At 31.2% G+C, this 26,303-nt stretch carries 25 protein-coding genes and 1 pseudogene; 10 read left to right on the top strand and 16 right to left on the bottom strand.

What is annotated here, in order from left to right; translation table 11 throughout:
* Positions 1–400 (bottom strand): ABC transporter permease (locus ACWVCY_RS07100; protein ID WP_455141524.1); only part of this gene is annotated, 400 nt, incomplete at its 3' end.
* A gap of 490 nt (positions 401–890) precedes the next feature.
* Here ACWVCY_RS07100 and ACWVCY_RS07095 point away from each other — a divergent pair.
* Together ACWVCY_RS07095 and ACWVCY_RS07090 are read left to right on the top strand one after the other, a co-directional pair.
* The gene (locus tag ACWVCY_RS07095) at positions 891–1,181 is read left to right on the top strand and encodes an NUDIX domain-containing protein (RefSeq protein WP_455141522.1); all 291 of its coding nucleotides are present in this window, start codon (positions 891–893) and stop codon (positions 1,179–1,181) included.
* Positions 1,182–1,394 (top strand): hypothetical protein, encoded by a 213-nt coding sequence (locus tag ACWVCY_RS07090; RefSeq protein WP_455141520.1) that lies wholly within the window; start codon positions 1,182–1,184, stop codon positions 1,392–1,394.
* Between the two features lie 131 nt (positions 1,395–1,525).
* Here ACWVCY_RS07090 and ACWVCY_RS07085 read toward each other — a convergent pair whose 3' ends face one another.
* Entirely contained in the window at positions 1,526–2,722 is a 1,197-nt protein-coding gene (locus tag ACWVCY_RS07085) for an acyltransferase family protein (protein WP_455141518.1), read from the bottom strand.
* A gap of 437 nt (positions 2,723–3,159) precedes the next feature.
* Between ACWVCY_RS07085 and ACWVCY_RS07080 the strand changes: the two genes are divergently transcribed.
* Both ACWVCY_RS07080 and ACWVCY_RS07075 read left to right on the top strand, forming a co-directional pair.
* On the top strand, positions 3,160–4,614 hold the full coding sequence (locus ACWVCY_RS07080; protein WP_455141516.1) for a helicase-related protein: 1,455 nt from the start codon (positions 3,160–3,162) through the stop codon (positions 4,612–4,614).
* 35 nt (positions 4,615–4,649) lie between these two features.
* Positions 4,650–4,742: pseudogene (locus tag ACWVCY_RS07075) on the top strand (hypothetical protein); the annotation flags it as partial.
* Between the two features lie 144 nt (positions 4,743–4,886).
* Here the strand turns inward: ACWVCY_RS07075 and ACWVCY_RS07070 are convergent.
* From ACWVCY_RS07070 to ACWVCY_RS07060, 3 genes are read right to left on the bottom strand one after another with little or no spacing between them, the layout of a single operon-like run.
* Positions 4,887–5,609: a M50 family metallopeptidase gene (locus tag ACWVCY_RS07070; protein ID WP_455141514.1), complete on the bottom strand. Its 723-nt coding sequence runs from the start codon at positions 5,607–5,609 to the stop codon at positions 4,887–4,889.
* A 6-nt stretch (positions 5,610–5,615) separates the two neighbouring features.
* Positions 5,616–6,038, bottom strand: a complete 423-nt coding sequence (locus tag ACWVCY_RS07065) for a hypothetical protein (RefSeq protein ID WP_455141512.1) — start codon at positions 6,036–6,038, stop codon at positions 5,616–5,618.
* A gap of 2 nt (positions 6,039–6,040) precedes the next feature.
* Positions 6,041–6,697 (bottom strand): HAD family hydrolase, encoded by a 657-nt coding sequence (locus tag ACWVCY_RS07060; RefSeq protein WP_455141510.1) that lies wholly within the window; start codon positions 6,695–6,697, stop codon positions 6,041–6,043.
* A gap of 178 nt (positions 6,698–6,875) precedes the next feature.
* Here ACWVCY_RS07060 and ACWVCY_RS07055 point away from each other — a divergent pair, with 178 nt between their 5' ends.
* Positions 6,876–8,531: an FAD-binding oxidoreductase gene (locus ACWVCY_RS07055; protein ID WP_455141508.1), complete on the top strand. Its 1,656-nt coding sequence runs from the start codon at positions 6,876–6,878 to the stop codon at positions 8,529–8,531.
* Between the two features lie 17 nt (positions 8,532–8,548).
* On the opposite strand, the gene ACWVCY_RS07050 is transcribed toward ACWVCY_RS07055, so the two are convergent.
* Positions 8,549–9,325, bottom strand: a complete 777-nt coding sequence (locus ACWVCY_RS07050; protein ID WP_455141506.1) for an alpha/beta hydrolase — start codon at positions 9,323–9,325, stop codon at positions 8,549–8,551.
* A 185-nt stretch (positions 9,326–9,510) separates the two neighbouring features.
* Between ACWVCY_RS07050 and ACWVCY_RS07045 the strand changes: the two genes are divergently transcribed.
* Positions 9,511–10,275, top strand: coding sequence for an RAD55 family ATPase (locus tag ACWVCY_RS07045; protein WP_455141504.1), 765 nt, complete (start codon positions 9,511–9,513; stop codon positions 10,273–10,275).
* Between the two features lie 18 nt (positions 10,276–10,293).
* Here the strand turns inward: ACWVCY_RS07045 and ACWVCY_RS07040 are convergent, their stop codons facing one another.
* From ACWVCY_RS07040 to ACWVCY_RS07030, 3 genes are all read right to left on the bottom strand, one after another.
* Positions 10,294–11,280: a DUF63 family protein gene (locus ACWVCY_RS07040; RefSeq protein ID WP_455141502.1), complete on the bottom strand. Its 987-nt coding sequence runs from the start codon at positions 11,278–11,280 to the stop codon at positions 10,294–10,296.
* Between the two features lies 1 nt (position 11,281).
* Positions 11,282–12,175, bottom strand: coding sequence for a metallophosphoesterase family protein (locus ACWVCY_RS07035; protein ID WP_455141526.1), 894 nt, complete (start codon positions 12,173–12,175; stop codon positions 11,282–11,284).
* 260 nt (positions 12,176–12,435) lie between these two features.
* Positions 12,436–12,720, bottom strand: a complete 285-nt coding sequence (locus ACWVCY_RS07030; protein ID WP_455141500.1) for a hypothetical protein — start codon at positions 12,718–12,720, stop codon at positions 12,436–12,438.
* Positions 12,721–12,917: 197 nt separating this feature from the next.
* On the opposite strand from ACWVCY_RS07030, the gene ACWVCY_RS07025 reads away from it, so the two are divergent.
* Positions 12,918–13,250, top strand: a complete 333-nt coding sequence (locus tag ACWVCY_RS07025) for a hypothetical protein (RefSeq protein ID WP_455141498.1) — start codon at positions 12,918–12,920, stop codon at positions 13,248–13,250.
* Between the two features lie 16 nt (positions 13,251–13,266).
* Here the strand turns inward: ACWVCY_RS07025 and ACWVCY_RS07020 are convergent, their stop codons facing one another.
* Together ACWVCY_RS07020 and ACWVCY_RS07015 are read right to left on the bottom strand one after the other, a co-directional pair.
* Positions 13,267–14,178: a DnaJ domain-containing protein gene (locus ACWVCY_RS07020; protein ID WP_455141496.1), complete on the bottom strand. Its 912-nt coding sequence runs from the start codon at positions 14,176–14,178 to the stop codon at positions 13,267–13,269.
* A 191-nt stretch (positions 14,179–14,369) separates the two neighbouring features.
* Positions 14,370–14,705, bottom strand: a complete 336-nt coding sequence (locus tag ACWVCY_RS07015; RefSeq protein ID WP_455141494.1) for a thioredoxin family protein — start codon at positions 14,703–14,705, stop codon at positions 14,370–14,372.
* Positions 14,706–15,139: 434 nt separating this feature from the next.
* Between ACWVCY_RS07015 and ACWVCY_RS07010 the strand changes: the two genes are divergently transcribed.
* A complete protein-coding gene (locus ACWVCY_RS07010) occupies positions 15,140–15,964 on the top strand; it encodes a hypothetical protein (protein ID WP_455141492.1) in 825 nt (274 codons plus the stop codon).
* 26 nt (positions 15,965–15,990) lie between these two features.
* Here ACWVCY_RS07010 and ACWVCY_RS07005 read toward each other — a convergent pair whose 3' ends face one another.
* Positions 15,991–16,242 carry a hypothetical protein gene (locus ACWVCY_RS07005; protein WP_455141490.1) on the bottom strand — a complete coding sequence of 84 codons (252 nt, stop codon included), beginning with the start codon at positions 16,240–16,242 and terminating at the stop codon, positions 15,991–15,993.
* Between the two features lie 213 nt (positions 16,243–16,455).
* On the opposite strand from ACWVCY_RS07005, the gene ACWVCY_RS07000 reads away from it, so the two are divergent.
* Positions 16,456–18,777 carry an aminotransferase class I/II-fold pyridoxal phosphate-dependent enzyme gene (locus ACWVCY_RS07000; RefSeq protein WP_455141488.1) on the top strand — a complete coding sequence of 774 codons (2,322 nt, stop codon included), beginning with the start codon at positions 16,456–16,458 and terminating at the stop codon, positions 18,775–18,777.
* 77 nt (positions 18,778–18,854) lie between these two features.
* On the opposite strand, the gene ACWVCY_RS06995 is transcribed toward ACWVCY_RS07000, so the two are convergent.
* Complete coding sequence (locus tag ACWVCY_RS06995; RefSeq protein WP_455141486.1) at positions 18,855–19,826, bottom strand: ATP-dependent 6-phosphofructokinase; 972 nt, start codon at positions 19,824–19,826, stop codon at positions 18,855–18,857.
* 369 nt (positions 19,827–20,195) lie between these two features.
* Between ACWVCY_RS06995 and ACWVCY_RS06990 the strand changes: the two genes are divergently transcribed.
* Positions 20,196–20,804 (top strand): hypothetical protein, encoded by a 609-nt coding sequence (locus tag ACWVCY_RS06990; RefSeq protein WP_455141484.1) that lies wholly within the window; start codon positions 20,196–20,198, stop codon positions 20,802–20,804.
* A 12-nt stretch (positions 20,805–20,816) separates the two neighbouring features.
* Here the strand turns inward: ACWVCY_RS06990 and glgP are convergent, their stop codons facing one another.
* The 3 genes from glgP to ACWVCY_RS06975 all read right to left on the bottom strand — a co-directional run bounded on the left by glgP (position 20,817) and on the right by ACWVCY_RS06975 (position 26,153).
* A complete protein-coding gene (glgP, locus tag ACWVCY_RS06985; RefSeq protein ID WP_455141482.1) occupies positions 20,817–22,898 on the bottom strand; it encodes an alpha-glucan family phosphorylase in 2,082 nt (693 codons plus the stop codon).
* A 369-nt stretch (positions 22,899–23,267) separates the two neighbouring features.
* Positions 23,268–25,166 (bottom strand): serine hydrolase, encoded by a 1,899-nt coding sequence (locus ACWVCY_RS06980; RefSeq protein WP_455141480.1) that lies wholly within the window; start codon positions 25,164–25,166, stop codon positions 23,268–23,270.
* A gap of 351 nt (positions 25,167–25,517) precedes the next feature.
* Positions 25,518–26,153, bottom strand: a complete 636-nt coding sequence (locus tag ACWVCY_RS06975; RefSeq protein ID WP_455141478.1) for a TetR/AcrR family transcriptional regulator — start codon at positions 26,151–26,153, stop codon at positions 25,518–25,520.
* Between the last annotated feature and the right edge of the window lie 150 nt (positions 26,154–26,303).

Genomic DNA, 26,303 nt, shown 5'->3' with positions numbered 1-26,303 from the left:
TTCGTTTTCCATCTAACAGATTAAATCTCTTAAAATCGGGATGAGACGAGGTACAAGCATAAAAAATAGCATTTGGGGATATCTGTTCCTCATCTATAAACTCTACTAGCGATCGTGTGGTAACAGGAGATATACTACCAAGACCATCCAAGGTCTGAAAACTTGGGATTAGTGTTTTTAAGCTATCGATATTTAAATCAGTCTTACCACGAACAGTAATATCGGTATAATTATGATTTCTTTGCTGTTGGACAAAATCAGAAATTAAAGAATCCACGGAAACTGCGATCCCTATTTGAAGTGCGACTGTTAATGCAACTCCGACTATTAAAAGAATCGAACGTAATTTATTTCGTTTAATATTGCGTGTAGGGATCATTAAAAAAGGATGCTTTGCCACTTAAGGTTGTTCTCCTATTAGGTTGTAAGAAAGCTAGCTTTTATGTCAAATTCTAAAGATTTGCTTAATTATTATTTGTTTTTGGATTTTATATAACTTAGTATAATTACACATTTCACAGAAATTTCTTAATACTTTTTTAGTACAATATTTTAATTAATTAAGAGGAAGTCATTAAACTGAGTATCACGTACATGGTTTGAATTAGCTCGAATCAAAAAACAAGTCATTTATGAATAATTTCATTCCATATTTCAACGATATTTTTTTTAAAAAGTCGGAGTAGACTCATTATGTATTAATTTACCAGCTTTTTAGAACCACAAAAATCAGTAAAGCTACTAATAATTTAATATCCAGTATAAATAATAATTCAACAAATATAAACTCCACAGTAAATCAAGTTCTAAAAGCATCAGAAAATTTAATCAAAAAAATTAAATGAAATTCTGTTATTTCATTATTTTTTACATCGCTTGGAGTCAAAATTATGTACCACAAAGAGGTAGCTTGTCATTTCATTGGTGTGGGTGGAGTAGTAATTTATAATTCCAAGATTCTGCTTGTTAAATTGTCTTATGGTCCTAGCAAAGGAAAATGGTTAATTCCAGGTGGAATGGTAAATTGTGGAGAGACAATGACCGAAGCCTTAATTCGGGAAATTAAAGAAGAATCAAATCAGGATGTTATACCAAAATCAATAATTGGAATAAGATCTATGGTCAGAAAGGGAGAAAATTTAACTGAAATTTATTTTATATTTAATTGTGGTATTCAATGAGTGCCTAAACCAATAATTAAAGATGAAAAAGAAATTAATGATGTTGCATGGATTAGACTTTCTGATTTAGACAATGATCTCGATATCCCAGATTATACTAAATATATAATTTATCATGCTTTTTCTAAAAGGAACTTTCTTAAGATTGATAATCAATGGAATGCTGAAAGATTAAAATCAGGTCGATTTTTGAAATATGAACATTTTCTTTAAACTTATTTTTAGATCAAAGAAATTATAACCTTCACTCCGTTGAAAAAAACTCCCCCTAATACATGTCATAAAATAATTTCTTCTCATTACATTTTAAGTGTATTATGATTTATCTAATTCCTCTGAATAATTTATGAAGGTTTTTTCGAAAGAATTTTTTCTAGAATAAAATGACTCAAAAGAAAGCAAAAAATTACTGTTAAAGGAAAAACGATGAATAATTTTATAATTGGATAAAGATTTAAGAATTTAAATCCAAAAGATGTAGCAACAAGGATGGGTGGATGAATTAAATACATATAATATGCATTAACGGACAATTTCCGCAGAATAGGTCCTTGATTATTGAATTTTACATAAAAAACCTTAATTAAGACAAAAATAAATCCCATACAAATGATATTATCTACCAAAGCGAATAAAAAAGCATGTAAATTAGCCCCTCCTGAAAAAACCATCAAATCTACATCCGTTGCCAGTGCAATAAAAAAATCTAGATAAATTATAACAATCGAGGCTAACAATGTAATTAACCAGATTTTAACATGTTTTTCAGAAATCTTTTCAAACCAAGAATACCTAATACAGATAACACCAATACTGAACATCATTAGATATTGAGTGAGTTGACCCCATGGTATTCCCAATGGACGTACATCTATAGGAAGCAAAATACGAACTAAAAATGTAAAACTTCCTAGAAAAATAGCTAAGAGAAGTAAATAAGTGTATCTTGGAATGAAAAATTCCTTTGGGATTTGTTGTTGAACCGATTCTAACCTAAAAATCTGGCGCCAAAGAGTATAAACAGCAGTTAATAGTAATAAAACCAAGAGAAACCACATTGGTCCTGCGAATGTTAAGAAGTCAATGAAATCTTCCCATGATAGAAAGCTATTGAAATAATAATCTAGAAAAGTTCCTTGTAACATGGGGTTGGTACTCCACGGTGGAATTCCTAAAAGAGATAGGATATAAATCATAATAGGATTAATTAATACGATGTATAAAAGAAGGGGGATACCAAGACGAATAAGTCTTTCTTTCCAGAAATTTCGGAGGCCTTTTCGATCATAACTTTTAGGAGTAAAATAACCCCCTAATAAAAAAAATAATCCTAAAAGTGAGGATTGAAAAACACCTCCAATTGAGGCTAATAAGAGAAAGAATATTTCACTGAAAGGATCAATTGGATTAGACTCTTTATAATACCACCAACCCACCTCACCATAAGTATTAAATGTGTGCCAAAAAATCACTAAGATAGTAAAAAGGAGCTTTATATTATCAAGGAATAGGTACCGTATTCTCTTTGATTCTGTTTTCATTGTAATGCCTCATCTTAGACGTTTTTTGTTTCACCCTAGAATAGTCAAACTTCATAATTTAATAATATAAATGTGATCACTTTTTTAGAATTAAGGCAGATAATTTTTAGACATAATAATTTTTTAAAATTTGAATTAGCAGAGCAAGTACCGATCTTTTTTATTTATTTCTCGTCTTCTCATCAAAATCAGACTCTGAATTTAGTATCTTATTACTTTTATTTCGATTTATAACTTGAATTACTTTCTGGTGATATGTTAACCATTCTTGTAATAGAATTTGATGTAAACAAGTAAATAAGTAAGCATCTTAATCTTTCATAATAGACTTTAAATCCTCTTTATTAAATCTAATTTAAGAAGAGAGTAACTAATTAATTGAAAAAATGGAAATTTAAAAAATAGAAATAACGTTAATTGTTCTACGTTGATGATAAATGAAAAAAAAGGGAATTAATAGTTTGATAATGCCACGTGAGTATCAAAAGGCAATACTCAAGCAATTGAAGCAAAATTATGATAATTTTTATCATACGATTACTGAAGTAGATACCGGAATGGGAAAACGAGTATTAATGTATCTTATTGTTAAAGAAACATTTTCAGACAAACGGGTACTATTATTACTTCATTCAACTTCTTCGTACTTTGAAACCAACCACTATTTTACAACCCAATATGGAGGATTTCGAGAGGACGAATTTCAGGGAATATCCTCACAAACACCAAGTTGGTTAAGAATAAAAATCTTAGAAAATAAAAAAGCACGCATTATTATGGCTACACCTCAAACTTTTATGAATGTTTTTGAGAAAATGTCTAAAAAGCCATTATTTGACATTATAATTATTAATGAGGTAGATAAAGTAGTTCGAAGACAGGGAGACGATAGACTTTTCATTTATCCGTATAACAAATTAATTCCTTATTTTGTTGAAAAAAACTGTTGGGTTGTCGGAATGACTGGAACAATGCGTGATCATCATGTTCTTTATGATAATATCCAAGAAACAATAAAGATTAAATCCGAATATTCCTCACTAGAAAGTCAAATTCCTGATTTACATATAATACGGATGGAAAATTTAATTCAGGAGACTGATATTTCTGACTACATAAGATATACTATGGTTTCAATGGTTTCAGTAGAACCAAGTAAAGAATTATTGGAAGTTCTAAATCTTATAGATGGAATCATCGATACATTACGTGAGGAAATTATCGAAGAAACAAAAAAAGACCAACCAAGACTGATAGAAAATCTGTCAGACTCCCAGCTTTCATTAGTTTCTGGAATGTTGAGTTCTTCTAGTGGTCAACACCAAAAGTATCAAGGATTACTCTTAATCAGAAAATATTGTACAGCGATGCAGACATCGAAATTTCGGAAATTCTTATATCGATTAATGAAATTTGGATTAACAAAAGAGGTAATTCGGAACCTCCCTGAAAAGAATCCCAAAATCGAAAAGGTCTTACAATTAATTCAGAATGAATCTTTATCTTCAAAAAGTGTGGTTATTTGTTCCTATCTTGATACAGCAGCTGAACTAGACAAATTTTTATCAGAATCTGGTTTACAAACATATCAATTAACTGGTAGAGTCAGAGATAAAATTTCGGTGATTAATAATTTTAAAGCAGGGAAACAGAAGTCAGTATTAATAATGACAAGTATAGGAGAACGAGATTTGGATATTCCTCAAGCTGAGTTATTAATCGTCTTTGATTCCATCAATACAACAAAAACCATGTATCAAAGAATGAAGCGAACTCGTGGGGGGCGAGTAGTATTCTTATACTATGATAAAACTTTTGAAGAACAAAAAGTAACACGTTTGCTTAAATCCATTGCTGAAAAATATCCTTGGTCATCAATAATTAACCAATGAATTAAGTTATAGAATTTTGAAAACATCAAACTCGTACTATCTGTCGACGTGTAGAACGAAATGTAATTAGGTTCTCTAAACTTGAGAAAGATGCAAATCCTTATAATTTAAGATATCTCAAAGGATAATCTGGTACAATTTTTGCTTTTGTATGCTTTACAAACCTTACTTATGGCCCAAGAGATCTTATTTTTGTCATAAAGAAACTTTCATTCAAAAAAAGAAAAATAACTCAATTGTATTTTTGCCATTTTTATAGATTTTTAGAAAGTCTAAAAAAATAGGAAGAAACTTCCCCCGAAAATCCCAAGTGCAATAAGAGAACCAATTAAAGCTATCCAGATACGTCCATCCCATGCAAGAACCTTAGCTCCATCTAAAACTCCTATTGGTAATAAATTGAATACTCCTAGAAAAACGTTTAAATAAACACCTCTAGACCCAATGAAGTAAAAGAATAAATCAATTGATGATGTTGGTCCTTGTAAAAAGAGCAAGAGTTCTGATCCTCCTAATAACGTTCCTAATCCTTGAATAACTAAAAATATCCCCGCTAGTACCATATTTGATATCGGTCCCGCTGAAGATACTCTACCACGAATTCCGGTTGATGCTGATGCTTCACCCCACCAAAAAACTGCTCCTACAGCTAAAATAGGAATCCCTATTAAGACCGATAGTAAAGTTATAAATAAACCTTCTTTAGACAAACGAAAATAAGCTTTAGCACCAAAACGTATGGCTGTAAATTTATGAGTAAGTTCATGGGTGAAAAAACTGATACCAATTATAAAAAGATAAAGAATGAGGGAATCTGGGATTCTTCCTTCATTAATTAGGATATCAATAACCCCAGATAGATAAAGTATTATGAAACATATAATTAGCCAACCAATCCCTAATTCACTTAATTCATTGATAGAAAGATTTAATCTATCTAAGAGGGTTTTTTTTCTAAATTCTTTTAAAAATTCTTTTTTCCAATCCTCTGACATTTTTTCCTACTCCAAACATTGATGGTTACCATAACTATAATGTTGAGCACAAAGAAGCTGACCACATCGACTACATAAGTATGGTTTGAAAATTTGTTTTCCACACACAGAGCAGAATGCCATATTAGGTATCTCTGTCGTTTTAATAGACTGTCCCTTCATTTCTACTATTCTAAAAGTCGATAGATCTGGTGAAGCTTCATATGTTCCCCTTATACCTTTAATGCGCTCAGGTGAAAAGAGTAATATATAATAGAAAATTCCCACACTAGATATTATTACACCTAAAATAATGGTAGTCCACGGATTAACGAAAATATCTAGTAGGACTGATGAATTAAATAGTAAAACTAGGATTGGAAAAGAAGTAACAAGTGAAAGAGTTAGAATAATTAAAAATCCAATTAAATATTTTGTACTTAAGTCCATGTTTAATCACCAATAGAAGGAAAAAGGGGAAGAATTTCAGAGAGGTTAGATATTAATTGAATATTTGGAATTATTTGATTGAATTCGTCTTTATTGAACAAACCTATTCTTCCAATAAACCTGATTTTATTGTCTTTCGCTCTTCTGGCATCATTTAATGAATCTCCAATAAAAATAATGTTAAAAGGTTTTAAGTTCCATTTTTTCAATATATAATCGAAATGCGATTTACCTTTCTCGAACGATTTATTACGATAACCAAGAATGTCATCTATAATTTTTATTCCAACGATTTCAAAGTATTTTCTAATTATATGTTCATAAGTTCCACTAGAAATCCCAATACGATAGTGTCGCTTTTTTAGCTCTGTTAATACATAAGGTACTTCTGGAAATAATTCTTGCTCATAAATCCTTTCTATCTTCATTTTTTCAAAATTCTCAACAATTTTGCCGTTAAGACTAGGTGTTTCTGGTGATATAATCTCCATCTGTTGTATAAAAGGAAGTCCTGTTGTTTGACGATAAGATTGCTTTGCCTTAGCTGAAGGAAAGTTGTAAAACCGATTTAGTAGAAAAATTGCATTTTCCTCTAAGAATTTCATTGAATCAACAATAGTTCCATCAAAGTCGAAGAGTAGATAAGAAATTTTATCCATTACAAATGATTACTCCATTATATCTTGTAGTGAGAGATGGTTTTTCAAATATATTGCTATTTACAAAATTAAAAAAAGGGTTTCTCTTTTAACAAATGAGAAGATTAAAATTTCTATTTTATAGAGTATCTAAGTTTCCCAAGCAAAAAAAAGGAACTAATTCTGGAGAATCATAATAGTGCGTTCTGAGGATCGAATCTTACAAGGAATAACAATAATTGGGATTATTAATTCCATTTTTATATTGCTAGGATTTTTTGTTAAATTAGATCTATTTAGAAATCAAAATATATTATTATTGATAGTTGGATTTAATCTATTTATGGGAATAATAATAATTCTATATTATTTTTCTCTTCAAAAAGAACGAACTGTAATTATGAAAGAAATTACTCAGTTAAAAGAGAATGGGATGGTTATACGTCTTCGTCATTATGAAAAACTCTTGTACAGTCGTGATATTGCAGATTTACCTAGAATAACTTATATTCTATTTAACCACGATCCTCTTGCAATTTTTCAACCAAAAGATTTATCTGAGATAAAAAAGATATTAAAGATATGTAATCAATTTAAAATTCCATTAATCCCTCGAGCTACAAGTACTAGTGGATATGGTGGGACTATACCGGTAAAAGGAGGAATAATCGTTGATTTAACGGAATTTAATAAAGTAATAAGATTTGATGCTGTTAATAAAGAAATAGAAGTCGAAACAGGGATTAGATGGAAGAATTTACTTCAATTTCTCGAAACAAAAAATTTTACATTGCTTAGTTATCCCTCAAGCTCACCATCAGCATCAGTAGGGGGATGGATTACCCAAGGAGGTTATGGAATAGGAAGTAGCAGATATGGTTCTGTAAAAAAAGCTGTAAATGAATTAAAATTTATTTCTAGTAATGGTGAAGAAGTAGTTTTACAGGATTCTGAACCATATATAGGTAGCTGTGGAACGCTAGGAATTTTATATACAGTTACTCTAAAAATTATACCAATTTTCTCAATTGAATTATTCGCATTATCTTCTAAAGACAAAGATTCAATTATTAAGGCAATTCCAGAATTTCAACAATTATCTCCCTTTTATTTGAAATTTTTTGATTCTTTGAATATTGAATGGAATCGTCAAACATATCCAGATTATGATAAATGTTTCCCTCCAGAAAAGGATAAATATGCAGGAATAGTGATGATAACTTTTTCTGATGGAGAAAACCATCAAAAAGCAATATTAGAAATTGCTAAAAGATATAAGTTAGAACTTTGTGGATCACAAATTGCACAACTTCTTTGGGATGAAAGATTTTATACTTTAAGAGTGAAAAGAAGAGGTCCTTCACTCATTACTGCTGAGGTTTTGATACCTAATACTTCTCTGAATAGTTTTTATTCAATTTTAGAAAAAAGATTTCCTTCTAAATCCTATGCTACAGAAGTATTATCCAGTTCTGATGAAATTTTAACAGTACTGATTTGGTTTCCAGTAGATGAAAGAAAATTTGAGGTACCTTTCATTGGTTCTTTATCATACTTGTTTAGATGGTTCCGAACTTTTGAAGTTATCCAAATAGCAAGAAAAATTGGAGGAACACCTTATTCTACTGGTCTATGGTTATCAGCCTATACTCCAGAAATAATGGGATTAAAAAATTTTAAAAAAATGAAAGAAATGAAAAATAAATATGATATACAAGAAATAATGAATCCTGGTAAAGTTTATGGGATATACTTTCCTCGGTTTTTACCTGTGATTTCATTAAGTTTTGCAATCAAAGCTATCATTCCATTCCTTAGTCTATTGTATAGAATAATTCCTCGTAAATACCGTTAAACTATTCAAAAATTAATTTATTTTTTTAAATCAATAATTGACTCAATAAATTCGTTAATCTTATGATAGGCTATTTCAGCTCCAGGTGATAAAAGAAACCATTGCCCTCCTTCTTTTATAGGAAATTTGTCTATTCGAGGGCAATTAATCATTTTTTCAATAATAAATTCGGTATTTTGCAAATTTGCTTCACTATATATAATTAGAGTTGGTTGTGTGATTAAAGATAGACGATTATTTGTGAATCCAATTATTCGATATAATTCAATTAGAGATTGAGTTGGTCGCTTAGAATAAAAGAAAAAACCTTTTTCCCTTAATGCTTTTGCTGCTGCTTCTTCGCTGTCAATTTGAAAATCTTTTTTAATATGTTTAAGGAATGGGAGCAGATTGATGATTAAAGATGATGGAGCATGTTGAGATGGAGAAATAAGTATTAATCCTGATATATTATCACGTTCAGGAGATGCAGAGAGCATACTAGCTAGTACAGAACCGAGTGCTACCCCAATAATTACAACGTAATCATATTGACCTTTTAAGTATAACAAACCTTCTCTAGCAGACTCATACCAATCTAACCAAGTAGTTTCAATTAAAGATTCTGAAACACTGCCATGTCCTGGCAGTAATGGGGCAATACCTGAATACCCTGTGTTACGAAGATAAATTCCTAATTTCCTAACTTCACTCGGACTTGCAGTAAAAGAATGGAGTAGTAAACAACCAATCTTCTTTTTTTCACCAAATCCTTGGAATTCGAAAGGTAACGCTAAAGGGTCAACATCAAACATGATCTGATATTCTCCTTATTCATATGTAGAATTTGAATCTATGCAATAGGTCTCTTTTAAAATGGAAAACTCTATAATTCTGTTAATTGTTTATAGAGATCATTTTATCTGATAAAAAGTCATATTTTAATACTAGGATATAATATTAATTATTAAGCATCTTAGATTTCTGTTGAGTGATCATTGTGAATAAGACTTTTAAAACTGGGGTTTTATCTCTTGACCTCTTCCTTGGTGGAGAAGAAGATCCAGGATTGCCTGAGAAAAGTGTAATATTAGTACTTGGAGAACCAGGTACTAAATTTGAATTATTCACACAACAGGTACTTTATCAGGTCTTAGAGACCAAGGCATCTGAAAAAGTATTATATTTGGCCTTTGATGGAAGACCACAAGAAATAGAAGAAGAAATGTTGGTTTACAATTTTGATATAGGAAAATATCGTACTAAGGATGCTTGGCATTTTATGGATGCTTTTACTCAAAGAGTTGCTGCTGAAGGAGCAGTAATTGGTTTAAATCCTGACAGCGTTGACTTTAAAAGTGAGTATGCACAAGATTCATTAAGATTCTTTAGTCGAGTCTTTATCCCAGAGCTTTCTAAACATAATCAAATTTGTAGTTGTGTTCATTCCCTCTCCTCTTTAATTCGTACAAATTCAATTGAGAGTGTATCCATTGCTATAGAAACACTAAAACACATTGTTCGTCAAAGATCAGGAATTCACTTTCTTCTTATGGTGAAAAATTTACATGATCCCACTGTTGAGGTACTTGTTTCACACTTAGCTGATTTTGTCTTTGATATTTCATTTGGACGAGTAGGTGGAGGAAAAATACAAATTAATTTTGCAGTGCAAAAATCATGGAAATCTACTCTTCTTCCCATTTCTGTACCAGTAAATATAGACCATAGAGGAATACGCCTCGAAACCACTGTGAGAGTATAACCTCATTTTAACATTTAATTAAGTTCCAGTAACTAAACGTAGAAAGTCTCGGGTACCAGTGGCCAATCCTAATAAAAATACTACCCATAATAACCATTTTTCGATGTTTTCGTTTTCAAATCCTCTTACTGCCCAAATAAAAAGTAAAACAACAATAAATTTAATTATTAAAAAAGGCCATGAACCAAAAGGTCCTTCAAATATCAAAGAAGGCAGATAATGTTTTTCTTGATAACCAAAAAATTCAATTGCAATGACAGTATTAAAAGCATCAAACATCTGAGTTATCATTGCAGAGGATTCTTCGAAACGGATAGATGAATTAGGTTTATTTTTATTTGAGATAATTTTTGCTATTTTAGTAAATAAAAATGCAAAAAGGCCTGTAAGAATTAATATGACGAATCCTCCCTCAAAAAACCCTGGTTGGATAATTAATAAGGGGAATATTGGGATGAATAAAAAAATAGAGATTCCTACTCCAATCGTGAAAAATGTTACTCGCCAGTTTGAGAATCGTCTACTATCTTGAAGATATTCTTGAGAAATGAAGATAGATGATATTCCAACAAAAAGTGTTAAGACAATAGTGAAGATATAAACACCAGGAGTTACAAAAAGGCGATCTTCAAAAATTTGGTAGGGAAAGTTTAAAATAGGAAGAATTTTTTCTTGTTTAGCAATATCTTGTAATGCTCGAAGAGTAGAACCAATGAAGATATAGGGTAGGATTGATAAGAAAAATTCAGTATCCATTTGAACTTTTTTGAAGTGTTCTTCTCCCCAACGATCAGTTCCAAACTTATTGATCCGTATTATTATCTTCCCGATCAGAAAAATTGCGACTATTCCTAAAGAGGTATAGATAATTGTATTGTATAGATTATATCCTGGAGCGGAAAAGAAATAGGTATCAAGAAAGGAAATAGGATCAGATAATAAGAATATCAAGTCCTGAATCAAAGTATCAATAAATTCTTGAATAAGATTTTGGTTTAAAGCCATTTTAAACGAACCTAAGTGTCTTAAGAAACATGTCAGACTCTTTTCTTAAACTGTAGATAATATTTGTGATATCGAATTTCTCAGCAACTAATTTTTGGTGCTTTATTTCTACTTTTCTGTCTTTCTTTTCTAAAATCGAGAAATAATAACATCCGAGTGGTCCTGGATTTATATAAAGTGTTTTTGAATCAGGATTTTCCCAATATATTGGAAATTCATGCCAATGTCCAAAAATGGATAAATTTATCCCTTTGTTTGTTATAATGTCACTAAAGAACGATGCTCCACCTTTAAATATACGATCTTTCAACCTAATTTCAAAGGAGGGAGGTTCATGAGTTAAAAGGATTTTATAGTCATTCTTAAACATACTGGGAATTTTTATGGTACTTAATCTATTTTTAAAGTCTTCAAAAGAATATTCTCTCTCACAAAGTGGTTCAGAATATTTATTTGGAGTAAATAAGCTTCCACCTATACCAAGAATAGAGATTTTTCCAAAATCGAGAATTTCTCCATCCAAATAGTGGAGTTCAATGTCTTTTCTTGATTTAAAGGTTTCATTTAACTCTTTTGTATCAACATTCCCAGGCACATACACAATTGGAGTATTTAACTTTTTTAAAAGGTCAAGAACTTGATTAATTGATTTTATTTGCTCCTTAACAAATTTCTTTCTTCCATTCCCTTTGTATACCCATCTTGTATATTCACTTTTTGAGAGAAATTTCAGAGGGTGCTTTATCATATATTCTATCATGAGGGGAAATGGTGTTGTTTTTGGAATATCCCCTGCAATTAAAATAATATCAAGATTAAAATCCTTAGATTCAAGATATTGAATCAACTTGGATGTAGATTTGAGATTACCATGGATATCTGCAAGAACAAGAATCTGAACCTATAACACCACCAGAATTATAGAATTTATAAAAAAAGGATCAAATAACTAGGTTATAAATAGTGAGTAAAATATTTTTGTAGTTTAATGGTTTTACTTCAATAAATGGATTATATATACACAGCTTTTTAGAGGATATATTAACTTATTCTCTCCCTTTTTAAGACGAGATCAGATCTGGAAAATCTATTACGAAAAGATTATACTTTTTGGATTTAATTAATCCTTATAGTTAAAATAATCTTTCAGTAAAATTAACGATATTTATGGCCCTCTTGTAATAATCTATCATCTATTTTTTCATCTTCTGCTTCAATTAGTTTAAAATTATTCCCAATTCGTTTACCATTAGAGAGTAAGAAACCTGATTTTGCAATACTTTCCGCTTGTCGTCTAGCGGTTCTCCTTATTACTAATCCAGCTTCTGCGGAATATTCTAATCGTGCTGTTTGAGTAGCTTCGTCGAGAGTTAAAACAGCTTCACCTGCTTCTTCACGACCTTCTGAAAAATTACGATTCTTAAACACTAGTCTAACCATTCACAATTACTCCTTATTATTGTCTCCACATAATTGTCTTTAATTTTCGTCTAAAATAAAGATTTATTGCTCATCTTAATAGATAATTATTTATCCTAATATTAGATATTAGTTTTCAAAACTATTTGCTCATTCATTATTTATAACCCTTCTCAAATTTAATGTATCATTATGCTCCAAAGTCGGAAGAATTTTAGATGAGTCAACTTCAAGTAGTCACCTCTATGGCAATAATTGGTCCATTTGAAAAGTGGAGATTAATCCAAGAATTATGTGATCATTCTGTAGATGATGGTTTTGGATTGGCAGCAGGACTACTAAAAAAGCAAATTAAAACAAAATTCGGGTTATTTATTATAAAATTTTCAATCCTCTATGTTGATGAAAACCTAAAGTATTCAATTAAACCATCATTCCGATATACGATTTATGAGGTAGAGGAAAAAGGACTTGAAGCAATATTAGAAGAGTTAGGGCAAAAAACTGTAATTAGAATTTTACAAAATGATGATAGAAAATTAACAGCTTAAATAATAACAGAAATCCCTATTCTTTTTTTTCATTTTCAATATCTTGAAGCTCTGATAACAATTCAAGCTGTTTTGCTGTAAGCTTAGCTGGAAACTTGTATTTAATTCTTATTTTGACAATTTCTCCTGATCCAGATTTAAAATCTAATATAGTATTTTCTAAAGTATTGTTAGGTAAAGTTCCTGACAATTCTTCTCCTGAAGGACTTCGTAAGCGGAGAGAAGAGCCTCGTAAAGCTAAGAATATTGAGATTGGGATATCTATTATATCATCAATTAGATTAATCTCCACTAAAAGATCCCCAGGAGGACCACCAGATCGACTTTGATTTCCTTTTTGACTAATTCGAAGAATTTGACCCTCTTTGACATCATAAGGGATTGGGATACGAATTTTTTCTTTATTTATTGTACCATCAGAAAATTTTCGTTTGAGGTTTAAGGTCTTCTTTACTGTTGTTTGAGAGGATAATAATTCAGAGATTTTTACTTTAATTTTAATTTTAAGGTCAGAACCTTTTTCTGGTCTTGAACTAGTTCTAAAAGTTGTCCCTCCACCAAATGGTCCACCTGTTGAAAATCCAGAAAAAATGTCATCCCCTCCAAACATTCGGGAGCCTCCAAAAAATTGACGAAAAATCTCCATTGGGTCAATATCCATACGAAACCCCCCTGGCCCTCCAGAGAATTGAGAAAAAGCATCATGGCCAAATCTATCATACTGTTGACGTTTCTCCTCGTCCGAAAGAATAGAATAAGCTTCTCCAATCTCTTTAAACCTAGCCTCTGCCTCATTTGGATTTATTCCTGATTCTTTTGCACGATCAGGATGATACTTTAGCGCAAGTTTTCTATATGCTTTCTTGATCTCATCAATAGAAGCATTTCTCGAAACACCTAGCACTTTATAGTAATCTTTTTGCTTCATTTAAGGTCCTTCTTCAAAATTTTAATTTTTAGAAGTTTTATGGAGTAGAGGGTCATTAATCCCCAAAAAAAAAGTTAGATTATTAAAATTTTAGGAAAGAAACAAAATAAATTTTTGGGTGACAAGATTCTAGGATAGTTTAGAATGAATTATTTTAGAGGACAAAATAAAATAGAATAATATTTTTTTTATTAAAGTTCCAATACTTTTCGTATTTCCTTTTCGAGCCTTCTCATATCCGCTCCAACAATTTTTGACTTAAGATTTCTTCCAACTATAATCACAAAGGTTGGTACTCCTTGAACCCTTAGTTGATGGGCTACTTCTTGATTATAATCGACATTAATCTTTACGAAGTCAGCTTTATCACCATATTTTTGGCTAAGTTGTTCATAAATAGGTGCTGAGGCCTTGCACGGAGGACACCATTCTGTAAAACAATCAACAACTAAAGGTCGCGATGAATTTGAATCAACATTCTTTTTAATTCGTTGAATGAACTCTGAATCATTTATTACTTGTACCATTCATTATGCACCGAATATATGCGAAATAAATAAATTTATCAAATAAACCTGATATGTAATCACTATAAAAACAAGCCTTGAAATTAAAAATAAATACTCTTTTACGAATTTAGCTATAGGATATCGCTATCATTTAGGTAAAAAATTTGCATAATCGAATTCTAAGAATATTTATAAACTAAAAAATTAAGGAAATGCTATTTTTTAATCAAAACAGATAAATACAGTAATTTAAAATCATTCAGGAGATATTAATAAATAATTTTGTTATTTGAGCTTGATGCAGAATCATTAAAAAATTTTGAAATTAATAATTCTCATTTAGAAAAGGTAGAATAAGAATAATGTTGCAAGGATTTAAGAATTATTTAAAAAAATACTCCTATAATGATTTTTATGCTAATTTCTTGTTTATATTAGTTTAGGTGATAAATATGGTACCATTTCCCGAGTTTCTTCCATTTCTCCCATTCTATAACCTATGCTTTTTTATATTTGGTGTACCATTTGTTTTATGGTTGAATAACAGAACTAAAAGTGACATATTATGTTTAATCTTAGGCATAGCATATATGATACTATATGGAATTTTTTTTGAACCTCCATGGGATGAAGTAATATTTTTTTATATTGGATTAGTGGTTGGATATGTTACAGATTATTGGGCCGTAAAAGCTAATAAATGGAAATATCATCCATGGGATCCTGAGTTTGGTTACTCTTATTATGTTGGATTCAGTTGGGGTATGGTTTCGATATTTACTTATAACATTAGTAAATCTCTTACAGCAGACCCATCATTTTTTTTCCTCCCTGGTATAATATTTGTAATCCCAATGGTTATTTTTGAATGGCGGTTCGGTAACACTAGGCGTGATCAATATTTTCTTTTTGCTCGAGCAATTTTTACATTTCTGGCATTTTGGGCCTCTAATAATCTCAGTTTACTTTTCATTGCGATTTTTGTAGGTTCATATATTGAATTCGCTGGAGTTAATTGGATCAGAAATTGGTTATATATTGATACAATGTCTTATATTTTCATCTCATTTGGTTATTCATTATTAGTATATTTATCAAAATTTATAATTGAAATTATAAATGGGGTATTTTACCCTATAGCCTTTATTTTTTTGGTGTTAGCAGTTGTTGCGTTTTTTATTGACTTGTTCTGGGTTCAAAAGAAAATTGAGGTAGATACGGAGCGAGCTATAATTGCAGCAAATAAGTATCACCAAACCTATGAAACTAAAGATTAAAATATTTCAAATGACGTAGATTTTATTCAATTATTTGAAATTGTGTACAAATTTCTTCTGAGATCTCTGAAATCTGGGAAAATTATAACCATTTCACGATCGATCAGTATTTTTAAGGCTTCCTGTACTGTTCTTCTTGAATAACTGGCTTTATTAGCGATTTCATGAACATATAATGGCTTTCCTTCTAATAAAGTATCATGTACAGCTTTAACTGATGGAGGTAACACGCTTAAATCTGTTAAGAATTCAAATTCCAATGTATTAGAATCTAACATATTATATTTCTCCTTAAATAACTTTGATCATTATTATTATAACTAATTATATCTTTGATCATCAGAGTTAATAAATGTTATGATTCGCTAAACAATGGTCAACAATGCTCAAGGAAATTGTAAGATTTCTATATTTTTTAGAGAAACATAATTCTTTAGAAAGAAAAGTTTTGGTTGAATTCAAGTAACACAGATAGAGTCGAGAGATGTAATATGCCCAAAAGATTAAAAAAAGTTGATCAATTCCCAATGGATCGAAAAGTAGGTAGAGAAGAAATTCTTGCTGTAAAAAAGGTAATGAAATCCCAAAGATTAACTTTTATGTCAGGAGATCAGATAGAGGAATTTGAAAAAGCATTTGCAGAGTATATAGGTTCAAAGTATGCCATTGCTGTGAGTTCAGGAACTGCTGCTCTTCATGTTGCCTTAGCAGCAACAGGGTCCATTGGAGCAGGGGATGAAGTTTTAGTACCTGCATACACTTTTGTAGCGACAGCAACAGCTGTTATACACCAGAACGCTATTCCAGTATTTGTGGACATAGATCCTATTACTTATTGTATGGATCCAGAGGATGCACTAAGAAAAGTAACAAAACGTACCAAAGCTATAATCCCTGTTCATTTATTTGGTCATCCTGCTAATATAGATAGTATATTAGAAATTGTTAGGAATAATAATTTGATTTTAATTGAAGATGCTTCTCAGGCTCATGGTGCTGAATACAAAGGGAAAAAAGTTGGTTCAATTGGATTGGCTGGATGTTTTTCTTTATTTGAATCAAAAAATATGATGACTGGGGAAGGAGGTATCATTGTAACAAATGATGAAGAATTTGCTAATCAATGTCGATTAATCAGGCATCATGGTGAACCTACTTGGTATACTTATGAAAAGCTCGGATTTAATTATCGCATGACAACTATTCAAGCAGCTATTGGTATAGAGCAACTGAAAAAATTAGATAAAATGAATCAAGGACGAATTAAAAATTCTGAGTACTTAAATATGCTTCTTTCTGATATCCCAGGAATTGAATTACCTCAAAAACCATCCTATGGTACTCATGTGTATCATGCCTTTGCTCTTAAAGTAAATCCGAAAGTCATTGGTATGACTGGAAAAGAATTTGCCATTATCCTCAATAAAGACTTTCAAATAACGCAGCTTATTTATCCAACAGGATTGTACTCTTCTCGCTTATTCCAAGAACGAGAAGGATATGGATCAAAAAAATGTCCTTTTAGCTGCCCATTTTTTGAAAAAGAAATTGATTATAAATATCCAAATTGTCCAACAACAGATGAAGTGGCTATAAATATTATAGGATTACCAAATTGGCATCAATTGAGCTATATTGAATTAAGTCTTATCGCCGGTAAATTCTTACAAACACTTGAAACGATATTAGGAATGAATTTTGAGATTGAATCACGAATCATTGGTACTATGTTAGCAACAGGGACTTCCCCAAAAGCTTACGATCTATTTGGGGCTACAAACGCACAAGTTCAGAATCCAATGAATGTAGCAGTACTTGGATTTGGAGGAATTGGTCAAGTCCATGCAGCTGCCTATTTTAAAAGCCCATTTACTGCTTTGAAAGCGTTAGCTACACGCGATGTTGTTGCTTTACAAGGTGGAGGTTTATTCTTTGGAATTACTGACTTATATACAGATTATAAGCAAGCACTTAAGAATCCAAATATTCAGGCAGTCTCTGTTTGTGTACCTACTTTTGTTCATAAGGAGTATATAATTGAAGCTGCAAAGCATAAGAAACATATTTTATGTGAGAAACCCCTTCTATTAAATCCAAACGATTATAAGGAGATTAAAACAGCGATAATAGAAAATAATGTAAAATTAATGGTAGCTATGATTTGTCGGTTTCAAAAACGATATCGTGCAGCAAAAAATGTTGTGGAGAGAGGTGAAATTGGCTCAATAATATCAATACATACTCGAAGACGAGGTTATAGCCCACCATTAAAACGATGGTTTTGGGACATTGAAAAAAGTGGAGGTATCCCTGTTGATCTCGCAATCCATGATATAGATATGATTCAATGGTTTTTAGGAGATGATTTAATAGATACAGTATATGCTATTGGTTCAAATAAAGTTTATCCAGAAATAGAAACTTGGGATACAGTAATTATAACTATGAAAAGCTATAAAGGTGTATTAGCTACAATTGAAGCTTCTTGGTCAGAACCTGAATTATCTAATCAATTAGGGGGGAATAATGGCATGATTATATATGGAGAAGATGGAGTTATTCATATTGATCCCTCTAAACATTCCTCTGAAATGAATACAGAATTGAATGGTCCTGAACCCATTTTTGATTATATTGATCAGTTAGATGAATTTGTTGACCAAATTAATGCTTTTGCAAAAGCTGTTCTCTATGATCAATCAATTCCTGTGTCAATAGAAGATGGATTAAAAGCGCTTACTGTAGCTTATGCTGCTTTAGAATCTTTAAAAACACAAAAAGAAATAAAAGTCCAATATAAAATGGAAGAGTGATTTAAATAATAAAACCATTCAGCTCCATTTAACATGAAGTCATATTTGAAGAAATGATGACTTTTATCAAATTTTTATTAGATTGCTAAGTCATAGATCAAGTTATATGCAAATCGATCATAAGATTTCTTCTTTTGTGTCTCTTTCAATGGAATTCTTACTAGCATGTTGTTTTGCTCACCTACCATGACCCCAGTATGTCCTTCGATAATACAGTCAACAGAGAAAGCTCCAAGTCGAGTAGCTAACCAACGGTCTAGTGCACTAGGTGACCCTCCCCGCTGTACATGGCCTAATGAAGTAATATGAGTCTGAAATTCTAATCCAGGAATCGAAGTCAATTTAGCACAAAAGTCGAATATATTCTTATTTACTACACCTTCAGCTACAATTAGTATAATACTCTTTTTTCCTCTTTCTCGAGCTTCTTTCACTCTAGTTGCTATAGCTCTTAAGTCAACTGGAACTTCAGGTATTAAAATCTCCTCTGCACCTGCACCGATTCCTACCTCTAATGCAATAAATCCTGCATCTCTACCCATAACTTCGACCACAAAAACTCTTTCATGACTTTCTGCAGTATCACGAATTCGATCCAGCATTTGGATTGCAGTATCAATTGCGGTATCAAATCCTATTGTATAATCCGTACCAAATATGTCATTATCAATAGTCCCTGGAATACCAATCAATTGACCCTTCCAAACCTTTTCTAATTCTAATAATCCTCTGAAGGTTCCATCGCCACCAATAGCTATCAAACCATCAAAATTATTCTTAGATAAAATTTCAGCTGCTTCTTTAACTCCTTCCATATCATAAAACTTTTCACACCTAGCAGTTTTAATGATAGTACCACCTCGTTGTATGATATTGCCTACAGACCGAGGAGTCATTTTTTCAAATGCCTCATCAAATATTCCTTGATATCCACGATATATTGCAATAATATTAAGCCCTTTTGCGATCCCTCGTCTAACAATCGCTCGTAAAGCTGCATTCATTCCTGGTGCGTCTCCACCAGAGCAGAATACACCGATTTTTTTCATAATTATTACCTCAGAAGATACTCTACTTTTCAGTTTATTCATTTTAATTTTACAAATGAAATAAAATTTATTTCTATCGATCTAGTTTTAATTTTATTAATTATAACTTAGAATGAATAAAAATATTAATGCTAGTTGCAGTCTATAGAATTTTCATAACAACTGCAATTGACTTAAGAATATCTAAAGTTATATCTTCAAATCATTTAAGACGGATTTAAGTGATTAAATAAACTAATAACATGAAAAATAACTTCTTGAAGTTATGGAATTTTTTCCAAAACTAAAAAAGGAATATTCTTTTCTCGTCATTTGAAGGATTAAGGAAAAAAATAATCCCTCTTTATGATTATTTTTGAGCTGAATCATATGTCATGGAAAATTGAACTTGGAAAGACCTCAGAACCTTATATTATAGGCAAAAGATGGGTTAAAAAACAAATACCCAAATCAAATCGGATTTCAAAAGCTTTACATAAAGAGAATTCTTGCCCAGGGGATATATACTATATTGGAAAACATTATTATCAAAATTCCAACGAAATGATAGATCTCTGGGTTTGTATGGAAACAGGAACAATTTTAACGAAACCTCCTAATTATACTAAAATTGTTCCTCCTAAACCAAAACCACAACCTGTACCCACCCAACCAAAATTCCATATTGTTCCTGAAAAGAAAGAAATCTCTAAATCTGCTGTTAAACCAAAACCAAAAGAAACTAAAACTAAACCTGAAGAAGAAATTAAGCCAAAGGCTCAACCAGAGGTAAAAATTACAAAAGTAACAAAAGATACACCAGTATCTGAAGTAAAAGGCATAGGAGCTACTGTTTACGAAAAATTGGCCGTAGAAGGAATAAAAACGATTGGAGACCTTTTAGGGAAACATTCTCAAGAAATAGCTGCTATGATAGGAAGAAAATCTGACGCTCAAATAAAAACATGGCAAGAAAATGCAAAAGAGATGTTAAAATAATATTTTTCCTTCCTATTCTTTATAATTCTTCAAATAAGCTTTTTGGACATATTCTTTTACCATTCTACGAGCAGAAAATTGAGCTGTTGTAGTTTTTATGGAATTCTTTATAACTTCAACCCATTCTTCTGGTACATTATCACCATTACGCTGGTAAAATAATGGACGAATTTCATTTTCAAGAATTTCATAAAAAGAAGAAGCATCATGATCATTTTGTTGGTTGAGATCTGAAAATCGTTTACCATTCCCAATTAACCAACCATTGGAACCATCATAGCATTCTGGCCACCAACCATCACTAACAGAAAGGTTAAGAACGCCATTCATTGCTGCTTTCATACCTGAGGTCCCTGAGGCTTCCATTGGAGGAAGAGGAGTGTTTAACCATACATCTACGCCTTGTGTTAAATATCTAGCAACCTGCATACTATAATTTTCAATAAAGACAATACGACCCCCAAACTCAGGATTGATTGCATAAGAATATACTCTTTTTAGGATATGTTTTCCAGGATCATCAGCTGGATGAGCTTTACCAGAAAAAATGATTTGCACTGGTGTATAGGGATCTAAAAGATTTTTCTTTAACCTTTCTAGGTCTCGAAAGATTAGGTCAGCTCGTTTATATGTGGTAAATCGTCTGGCAAATCCTACAGTTAGGACATCAGGATCAAGTAGTGCACCAGATGCAAGGACTTGGCTATAATCTTTACGTTCAAACATCCACTTCCTTCTTGCTAAGTCTCTAATGAAATCGAACATTCGTGTTCTTAAGATTTGACGTTTAGCCCATAACTCCGAATTTGTGATATCATCAATTCTCTCCCACATTAAGGTGTCATCATGTTTATTAATATAATTTTTATCAATTCTTTTCTTAAATAAGTTCCGAAAAGGACCCCCGAGCCACGTGGGTAAATGGACCCCGTTTGTTATTGGTTGAATCTCCCATTGTCTATTCCACATCTCTTTTCCAAGCTTTGAATTTTGCATGGAAACCCCATTCTGAAAGTATGATAATCTTAGGGCTAATGCAGTCATGTTGAACATCCCCTCCCATTCTCCTAATTTTAAAAATTCTTCGCGGGGAATTTTCAATGATCTATAGAAAGTATTGAAATACTTGTCAATCAATTCAAATGTAAATTTATCGTGGCCAGCAGGAACAGGAGTATGAGTTGTAAAAACTATTCTAAGTTTAATACGGTTCAAAGCTTCTTGAAAAGTAACTCCATTTATCATTTCTTCCCGAAGAAGTTCCAAAGCTGCGAATGCTGAATGACCTTCATTGAGGTGAAACACATAAGGATGAATACCAAGTTCTTTGAACAATTTAACGGGTCCATATCCAAGAATAATCTCTTGACGAAGACGTAAATCTCTATCTCCCACATAAAGGCGACTGGATAGTTCTCGATCCCATGGAGCATTTTTTTCAGTGTCAGTGTCCATGAGGTACATAATATTACGCCCTGCAGTGAGTTCCCAAATGCGAATCCATACCGTACGATCAGCTAATTCAATCGGAATATGTAATTGTGTTCCATCTTTAATAACAGGTCGAATAGGAGTTCTATCAAATTCGAAATCTTCTGGTTCACTATCCTGCCATCCTGATTGTTGTAATTCTTGCCTGAAGTAACCTTGAGGATAAATAAAACCAACACCAATTAAAGGAACACCAAGATCACTTGCTTCTTTGATATGATCCCCTGCAAGAATACCTAAACCTCCAGAATAAATTGGTAAACTCTGGTGTAACCCGAATTCTGCGCTAATATATGCAATCGATTGTTTGAATTGAGGAAAATTTTGACCAAACCAAAGATCTGTTGAATTTAATTCTGAATCAAACGAAAACATCCCGTAATCATATTTTTTTAGAAAACTTGGATCACGAGACATATCTAATAATCGCTCTGGATTAATAGATTGAAGCATTTCAACAGGATTATGATTAGTGCTAATCCAAGCTGGATGATCTAATCTTTTAAATAACTCACGTGCTTCAGTATGCCATGCCCAAAAAAGGTTGTATGCAAGTTCAGGAAGTCGCTCGATTCTCTGAGGTAAACTTGGGATTTTTTGCATAAAGTAATCCTCTGAAACTATTGAAATAAGGATGAAAACTTGTTAGTATTCGTTTAAGTAGATAAATTGCCATTTATAAAGGATTTTATTAAACCCTATGTAAGCTGACAAGGCATATTGTACGAAAAATAATTCAATAATTCAGTGAAATAATGTAATATTTCTTAAAAGTTGAAAATTTATTCAATTCCTAGGTAAAAAAATTTTAATCACAATGTTGTATTAAAATCTTGATATAAAGAAGTAAAAGGAAATAATAAGTGAGATTTACAAAGAATTTCTTGTAAGAATTCAATAAGAATTAGATGATTTTCGTGATAGAAAATATAAGAAAAGATTGAGACTTTTAAAATAGCTCCCTTTCTTGATTTAGTCTAATTGCCTGAGAATTTGTACTGCTTCTTTATTTTCTGGATCAAATTCAAGTAATTTTAAAAAACACACTTCTGCATCTTGTACCTTTCCTAGAGCAAAGAGATGTTTCCCAAAGCTTGAAAAATTATCCAAGAATACCCTATCTATTTGAACAATTTTACTTATGAAATTTAATGCTTGTTCAAATCCCTTAATAGAATTTAATATATTTATTATATTCAAAACTGCTAAATAATAATAATCAAACTTAATATCTTTTTGTATAATACTTTTGATAAACTGATCAAAGTCGAAATTAATTTTTTTGGCATGAATACCTTTATAATTCAATTCTTCTTTATTTATGATTAGAGCTTCTCCATCTGCTGTAAAAAAAACATTATTTTTGTGATGATGCAATTTAAAATTATCCCTTATAATTAAATAGAGAAATCCATTGATAACACTAAGACCTAAATAGTTGGGCCTTCCTTCTTCTTCAAACATATATATTCCTGTATATTCTTGCCATTCTTTTTTGGTTTCTCCTAATCCATCATATGGGCTATCATTAAACTTTGCTTTATATGGGAATAAATTATCGTCTACATTTACTGCTATCGGTTTATTTTCTCTATCTATCTCAAATAAATATTTTATTCTGCTCTCAGATATGAATTCAGTTGAACTCTGGGGAAAAAGCTCAATTCGGGTACCATTCATGTAGTAAACAAAGATTTTCTCATTTTCATAAGAAATTCTCAACATTTGCGGTGCAAGATTACCATCTGCACAATAAGTGCCCTCCAAGCGTTTTAGCACATCAAAAGAAATAGGTACTCTTCCGATTTTTCCTATTCTATTAATCATCAAGGTTAGGGCCTTTTTTCCAATGTCTCCAACAGGACTTTTTTTCATATTATTTGATAATACAACAACACCAATTCTATATTCTGGAAGCCACATCATATTTGTTTGATAACCATATCCGCCTCCAGCATGGCCATAAACTTTTGTCTTCTCTAATTTTTCAACAGAATAAAGCCCAAAACCATAACCAAATTCTTTCGTTTTTACAAATTGCGATTTATACATTTCCTCTAGTAATTCTGGATCAATAAGTTGTTTATGGCCAATTTTTGCCTTTCTTAGATGAAAAGAGATAAGTTTTGCTACATCCAGTACTGAAATGAACAATCCACCTGCTCCGAGCATTGGAATTTGTACAGCTGGATAACCAAATCTTCCATCATACCCTCGTGCAAATGATTTCTTTAATGCTTCTTCAATGTTAAAGGTTGCATGAATTATCTCTAATGGTTGAAATAATTCTTCTTTTATGACTTCTTTAAAGGATTTACTTTTAATTAACCCCATTATATATCCTGTTAAGTCATATCCAAGATTTGAATATGACATCTCAGAACCTACCCGAGATTTTAACCAACCTTCATTTATACTTTGAATATGATCTTCAAATGAACAAGGAACATAATCATAATTATTCCCTATCAAAGCTTCATGAGTTAGACCTGCACTATGGCTCAACATTCTTCGGAAAGTAATATTCCTTATCTCATCTTCTGGATTTCCATAAATAGTATTAATTTTAAATTCAGGGTAATATTTTCGAATAGAATCATCAAGATTTACTAAACCTTGACTTGCTATAATCAGAAAAGTTGTAGCTGTGAAACATTTCCCCATTGATTGACTACTAAATAAAGTATCAGGTGTAACGCGTTTCGTTCTAGTGTGATCAGTAAAACCAAACCCTTTTGTCCAGATTATTTCTTTGTCATTCATTACTGCTATTGATAAACCTAATGTATCCTCACGATTATTTAGTAGTCTATCGATATAGGAATTGAGCTCTTCAATAACTTGGTTATATTGATCTTGAGGTTTAATCAAATAAATCACATCAATTTTTTTCTATTTAGTATTTATTAGCATATTTTTCTCTCGATGACTAAATCTGTAATGAGTCTTATCTATTTCAGCTAATTCTATTTGACCTTATTTTATCTATAAATTATATTAGCATTAATAATAAACACTAGTTATTCTTAAATGTTAAACATGAAAGTAATTCCCTCATAACTCTTTTCTACATTCATATATAAAAATAAGTATGAAAACTGTTCATTCATTGACACCTATAACATCAAAAATTTCATAGAAATAATTATGAATGAAAAAAATACTATTATTAAAGTTTGAATTGTATTTCGTCAAATGTTATTAATGTTTTAATTTAGAAAGTTATTTTAAAACCATTTCACGGAAAATTCGTATTAATACTTGAATTAATTGGTCGTCTTCTTCATATAATCTCAGAAAAAGAACATGTCGATGGACTATGACGTCAATAATGCGTACTGCTTGCATGATAAACTTCCTCATCTCATCTAGAGTTCGATCGTGCTTTTGCATTACTTCTTTAATTTCAGGGATTTGTGCCCATACTGGAGAAGCCTTTAGGGACTCTAGTTCTATTGCAAGGTTTACATCTTTAAATATCTCAGGTCTTTTTAAAGAAGCTTTTTCAAATGCTAATAAAATAGAACGATTTTCTTGATGAAAGGCTAAAAATCGATTTAACCAATCATTTAATGCAGTATTTAGGTCAATAACTTCCATATTCCTGTTAATGTCATCAGATTGAAGAGAAGATTTTACAAATGAAACCATATTTTTTATTATGTCCTCTTTTCCTGCTGGGAAGTACAGATAAATTGTACCAATGCTAACACCAGCCTCTTTTGCAATTTGACGGGTTGTTATACGTTCAAAATCGTGTTTGCTTAAGAGATTGAATGTAGTATTAATGATTTTCCTTATTTTGGCTTCCCTATCATATTTTATCTTTGAAACTGTATTAGATTGTTCGTGTGTCATTTTCATTACAGCAATTTTCATATTATTTATTTAATATACCCCAATAATAATATTTAAATATGACTATTGTTCATAATTTTATGAACATCATTCATAAATCTAACGGTAATTAGCTTTTTCATTGAGTAATCAAAATTTTTACTAACAGAA

The sequence above is a fragment of the Candidatus Hodarchaeum mangrovi genome, from assembly GCF_975850365.1.
Note: the sequence above shows the minus strand (reverse complement) of the source record. Positions and strands in the feature narration are given on the sequence as shown.